This window comes from Leptolyngbya cf. ectocarpi LEGE 11479, from assembly GCF_015207065.1.
In the GTDB taxonomy this organism is placed as follows: domain Bacteria; phylum Cyanobacteriota; class Cyanobacteriia; order Phormidesmidales; family Phormidesmidaceae; genus Leptothoe; species Leptothoe ectocarpi.
The window spans coordinates 1-4,584 of the sequence record NZ_JADEXP010000447.1 but is presented as its reverse complement, the minus strand read 5'-3'; the positions used below and the strand labels follow the sequence as shown (position 1 = coordinate 4,584).

Here is a 4,584-nt window from a genome sequence, read left to right as displayed (position 1 = left end):
GCTCAATCATCTGTTGCAAATTTGTCGATGGAGAGTGAATTAAATTAGGGGGATTTAGCTTGGCCTGGATCAACGCCAGCAGATCCTCTAGCGACTGTGAACTAGGCAAATCACCCACGCGACCGTAGCCCAACCCCTCCTGGGTCGGCACCACCGGCACCGAATTTTGTAGCTGCAGCAGCTGAGCTAACACATCCGCCGTCCCATCGGCCACCTGGTCAAAGTTAGTATGGGCGCTATACACCCCAATGCCATGGGTAATCGCCAAACGTACCATATCAGCAACAGGCTCACCCGCCGTCACCGACTTTAACGGACTAAAAATTAGCGGATGATGCGCAAAAATCAGATTGACTGGGGCACCCTCCTCCTTAAGCCGAATCGCCTCGGCCATAACCGCTAGGGTGGGTGTCAAACACACCAGTACCCCAGCCGGTTGAGACCCTATGCCAGGCTCAATCTGCCAGCCGCAGTTATCCCACGATTCTTGCCACCCAGGCGGAGCCCAGGCTTCAACCCAGTTAATCAGTGCATCAACATTCATGGTGACTCCTTCTTCCCAAAGCGATTCAAATCCCGTTGTCGATGCTGACCCGACCGATGCTGCGATCGCATCGCCAGCCCCCCAGACAGATTCCCCAGACAACAGCCCGGCAGAGTCTCCGACACCCGATCAGACAGCTGCCCAGCCGGTTCAGACACCTAGTTTAGGACAATCCTGGCTCTATGCAGGGGGTGTCCTCTTCGCTATTTATGGCTTGTTTGCCTCGATTGATCTGTTAAACATCGGGTTTCAATCCATCCTCGGTCCCCAGGTACAAGGTCTGTTGACCCTGGCCGCTAACCCCTGGCTGGGCCTGCTATTGGGTATTTTGGCCACAGCCCTGGTCCAATCATCCAGCATTGTTACTGCCCTTTTGGTTGCTCTAGTCGCAGGGGGGTTACCTATTACTACCGCTATTCCCATTGTCATGGGTGCCAACCTAGGCACCACTATTACCAATACCCTGGTCAGTCTAGGTTACCTGAGCAACGACGACGACTTTGAGCGAGGATTTGCAGCGGCGACGATCCACGACTGTTTTAACCTGCTAGCCCTGGTCATTTTCTTTCCATTAGAACTGTTGTGGCATCCCTTAGAGCACCTCAGCCAGTGGTTGTTAAACCAAAACATTAATGTCGCCTTGATGCCAGATAGTTTTGTTTCTCCCATAGACTGGCTAATCCAGCCCACTCGCTGGCTTATCGCCTACGGGGTCAACCACCTAGCCGGCCCATGGGATTCACTGTTGCTATTTAGCAGCAGCGTAGGGGGACTGATGCTCTCAGTCACTATGCTGGGCTGGCTGCTAAAACGTTGGTTAAACGCCCCGGCTCAGACCGCAATTTACTGGGGCATTGGTCATGGCTCCAGGCTAGGTGGCTTGGCTGCAGGGGCTGCCACCACCGCTCTGCTGCAATCATCATCGATGACCACTAGCTTAACGGTCCCCTTAGCAGGGACTGGGATGGTCACCCTAGAGGACATCTATCCCTTTATTCTTGGGGCCAACATCGGCACCTGTATCACCGCCCTACTAGCCACCCTAAGCCTTAACAGCCCGGTTGCTCAACAGCTAGCCCTGGTGCATTTAAGCTATAACCTGCTAGCCGTCGTACTGATTTACGGTTTACCGGGCCTAAGGAAAATTCCCATAACAATGGCCCAAAAACTAGCGGCAACAACCCTACGCTTTCGCCTAGTAGCTGTTGCCTATGTGGTTGGATTATTCTTTGCAGTGCCGCTTCTAGCGCTGTGGCTCTCGTTTACATGGATGACCTAACAATAATGGGAGGCCCTATGCAGCCGTTCACAGCCTGGTGCGGCCCTAGGCTTCCTCTTCCCAACTTTCCACTGCTAACAAATCGCTAATGGGATCTTGCATAGAAAACTCGAACTCTTCTAGTTCATGTTTCCAATGCTCCCAGTTATCTCTAAACAAAAACGCTATCTTCCACAGTTTGTCAGTGGATTTAATAACATCAGACTCTACAAGGGACTTCACTTGGCGCTGAAACTTAGCCATTGGATGTAACACCAATGGAGCAGCTGTTGTGGTTTTAGGCATAAACGAAAGGATTTAGTTGTTTGAAAGGCTTTGCCGTACATCAAAAACTCAGGCGCCTTAGTCTTTAGAAAAAGTAAGGGCGCAAACGCTACATTTCACAAGCGTTGAATTTTACAATGATAAAACATACCACACCAGTCTTCGTTTGACACTGCTCTTTAGGAAGATTGAACGAAACGGGGGTATGAACGATGGCATGCAATAGATATCCTACTAAATATACAGATCAACAGGGCACATTTACGAATTTGAGTCGAATTTAAGTCACATATTGCCAAAGCCATAGCGGCTGTCTAAGCTAATATGCGGCATATACCCCGAACAGTTCCCATGGCTGAGTCTGAAAACATATACCTTCCCAAAACTGACGAGTCCGATGACCTAAAGCGCATTCGTCATACGTTTTCCCATGTCATGGCAATGGCCGTACAGCGGTTATTGCCTAAGGCTCAGGTCACCATTGGCCCCTGGACCGAGTACGGATTTTACTATGACTTTGATAATCCCGATCCCTTTTCTGACAAGGATCTCAAAACGATTAAAAAAGAGATGATTAAAATCATCAAAAAGGATTATCCGGTAGAACGGGAGGAAGTATCGCGGGCAGAGGCCAAAAAGCGGATTGAGGCCCTAGGGGAACCCTACAAGCTGGAAATTTTAGACAGCATCGAGGAACCGATCACCCTGTACCACATCGCCGACCAGTGGTGGGATCTGTGTGCCGGCCCCCACGTGGAAAGTACTCGTAAACTACACCCCAAAGCCTTTGACCTAGAAAGCGTAGCCGGAGCCTACTGGCGCGGTGATGAAACCAAAGCCCAGCTGCAGCGGATCTATGGCACTGCCTGGGAAACCCCTGAACAGCTGCAGGAGTACAAGCGCCGCCGCGAAGAAGCCAAAAAGCGGGATCACCGCAAACTAGGCAAGGAACTGGGTCTATTTTTATTCTCTGAAGATGTGGGTCCCGGTCTACCCCTGTGGACGCCTAAAGGAACATTGCTCCGCTCCACACTAGAGGATTTTCTCAAGCAGGAACAGGTTAAACGCGGCTATCTGCCCGTGGTTACCCCCCACATTGCCAAAGTGGATCTGTTCAAAACCTCAGGCCACTGGCAAAAGTACAGTGAAGACATGTTTCCGATGATGGCGGAAACCGAAGCGGACAAGGCCAACGAAATGGGGTTTGTGATGAAACCCATGAACTGCCCCTTCCACATTCAGATTTACAAAGACGAACTGCGCTCCTACAAAGAGCTACCCATGCGTCTGGCCGAATTTGGCACTGTCTACCGCTACGAGCAATCTGGTGAGCTGGGCGGCCTCACTCGCGTACGCGGCTTTACCGTCGACGACGCCCACCTATTCGTCACCCCCGACCAGCTGGATGACGAATTTCTCAAAGTGGTCGATCTGATCTTGTCTGTCTTTAAGAGCCTGCAGCTAGACAACTTCAAGGCTCGTCTTAGTTTCCGCGATCCCGACTCTGATAAATACATCGGCTCTGACGACGTCTGGGAAAAATCCCAGAATGCCATCCGCCGTGCCGTTGAGACCCTGGGTATGGAACACTTTGAAGGCATCGGTGAAGCTGCCTTCTATGGTCCCAAGCTGGACTTTATCTTTACCGATGTCCTGGGGCGCGAATGGCAGCTAGGCACTACCCAAGTAGACTACAACCTGCCCGAGCGCTTCAAACTGGAATATGTCGCTGATGACGGCACCCGCCAGCGTCCAGTGATGATCCACCGGGCTCCCTTTGGTTCGTTAGAACGTCTGATTGGCATCTTGATCGAAGAATACGCGGGCCTCTTTCCTCTGTGGCTCGCTCCTGAGCAAGTCCGTCTGATGCCGGTCACGGCTGAGCAGCTGCCCTTCGCTGAGCAAGTGGCGGAACAAATGCTGCAGCTGGGCGTACGCGTTGTCGTCGACCGCAGCGGCGAACGCCTTGGCAAAATGGTGCGCAATTCTGAAAAAGCCAAAATCCCAGTTATGGCGGTAATTGGTGCCAAAGAAGTCGAAGCAAACAGCCTCAGTATTCGGACGCGGCAGGAAGGAGATTTGGGTGCGATCGCAGTTTCGGACGTGATCACTCGTTTGAAAGCGGCCTTGGATAGCCATGGGTACTTCTAATCTGAAATACTGAGCAGTTGGAGCCCATTTTGATAACACCTGTAGGGACATCCATAAGGGAGACTCCCTATGGCCGTTTAATTTTGGGATAGTATCTCAAAAACCTAATCCCTGACCCTACCGTAACTCCCTATCAATTGCTATCAGGGACAACCTGATACGTTGGGTTGTAGGGCGGCGTTCCCGGCCCTGCCCATAGGGGTGTGGGGAACTCGGAGGAGCCCCACGCAGCGGGTTTTGCTTCATCGCCAGTGTTCTCGAATCCTGGCTAAAAACAAATCTGTCACCAAGGGATTTTTGGGTGTCTAGCTTGATGGGTTTCGATGGGCTCAACCCATCCTACGAG

4 protein-coding genes are annotated in these 4,584 nt (G+C 51.6%); 2 read left to right on the top strand and 2 right to left on the bottom strand.

Going from position 1 to position 4,584, the window contains the following annotated elements:
• Positions 1-544: Nif3-like dinuclear metal center hexameric protein (locus IQ260_RS28045; protein WP_193996365.1), on the bottom strand; the 544-nt coding region annotated here is incomplete at its 3' end.
• Between IQ260_RS28045 and IQ260_RS28040 the strand changes: the two genes are divergently transcribed.
• Positions 543-1,823 carry a Na/Pi symporter gene (locus IQ260_RS28040; protein WP_193996364.1) on the top strand — a complete coding sequence of 427 codons (1,281 nt, stop codon included), beginning with the start codon at positions 543-545 and terminating at the stop codon, positions 1,821-1,823. The genes IQ260_RS28045 and IQ260_RS28040 overlap by 2 nt on opposite strands.
• 45 nt (positions 1,824-1,868) lie before the next feature.
• Here the strand turns inward: IQ260_RS28040 and IQ260_RS28035 are convergent, their stop codons facing one another.
• Positions 1,869-2,108, bottom strand: a complete 240-nt coding sequence (locus IQ260_RS28035; protein WP_193996363.1) for a DUF4327 family protein — start codon at positions 2,106-2,108, stop codon at positions 1,869-1,871.
• A 330-nt stretch (positions 2,109-2,438) separates the two neighbouring features.
• Here IQ260_RS28035 and thrS point away from each other — a divergent pair, with 330 nt between their 5' ends.
• Positions 2,439-4,238, top strand: coding sequence for a threonine--tRNA ligase (gene thrS / locus IQ260_RS28030; protein WP_193996362.1), 1,800 nt, complete (start codon positions 2,439-2,441; stop codon positions 4,236-4,238).
• Positions 4,239-4,584: the final 346 nt, after the last annotated feature.